Source organism: Croceicoccus sp. (assembly GCF_983967925.1).
Genome location: NZ_CFETID010000067.1, coordinates 1 through 1,053, shown reverse-complemented (window position 1 = coordinate 1,053; position 1,053 = coordinate 1). Strand labels below are relative to the sequence as shown.

At 64.9% G+C, this 1,053-nt stretch carries 1 protein-coding gene; it reads right to left on the bottom strand.

Annotation, left to right across the window (positions count from 1 at the left end; translation table 11 throughout):
- Window positions 1-88 precede the first annotated feature (88 nt).
- Window positions 89-1,053 (bottom strand): cell division protein FtsA (gene ftsA, locus AC4FIJ_RS16465; protein ID WP_490337700.1); only part of this gene is annotated, 965 nt, incomplete at its 5' end.

The window sequence follows — 1,053 nt, the reverse complement described above, 5'->3', positions numbered from 1 at the left end:
GAACTCAACAGGTATCGGCGGTATCTTGCCATACACGCTGAATATGGTGGCGCCAGCCTGACGCCACACAAACGGAAAAATGTCGCAATCACCAGTTGTTGCGGAACCAGCGATAGGCCCGTCGCAGACTGCGGGCGGGATAGGTCTCGGCCGGCATCTCGAAATCCCACCATTCGTCCTGCGGATGGGCGGCGAACAGCGCCAGCCCGACCGCGCCGGAAAAGCTGGGATCGGTCAACTGATGCGCCAGCCCGTCGATTCGCAGCGGCCGGCCACAACGGATGTTCGGGCCCAGGATGCGCGCGGCCAGCCCGTCCAGGCCGGGAATCTGGCTGCCGCCGCCGGTCAGCACGATCTGCTGGCTGGGCATGAAGTCAAATCCAGCCGCATCAAGGACTTGCCGCACATGGACCAGAATTTCCTCGACCCTCGGACGCATCACTCCGATCACGTCCGCGCGGCTGACGACGCGGCGGTCGGCCTCCCAGTCGCCTGTCTCTCCGCCGACGGCAATCATGTCGCGGTCGTCGCGGCCGGTCGCCTCGACCCCGCCGTTCAGCGTCTTCAACCGCTCGGCCACCGCCAGCGGCACGCGCAGCCCCTGGACGATATCCTGTGTGATCAGGTTACCGCCAATCTGAACATTGTCCGAGAAGATCATGTGTTTCTTGATGAAAACAGATACGCCCGTCCCGCCCCCGCCAAAGTCGATACAGGCCGCGCCCAGTTCCTGCTCGTCCTCGACCAGCGCGGCCCGGGCCGAGGCATAGGCGGCCGAGGCGACCCCGGCCAGTTCCAGATCGCAGCGCCGGATGCATTGCACTAGGTTGCCGATCACGTCTTCATCCACGGTCAGCACATGCATGTCGCAGGCCAGGCGGTTGCCGACATGATCGCGCGGATCGGACAGCCCGCTGCGATTGTCCACGGCGAAATTCACCGGCTGCGCGTGCAGCACCTCGCGTCCGCGCCCGAAATCGGGGGTTTCGCAGGCCGCCAGGACCGAGGCCACGTCATGTTCGCTGACCTTGCCCGATTCCAGCACGATCTCGC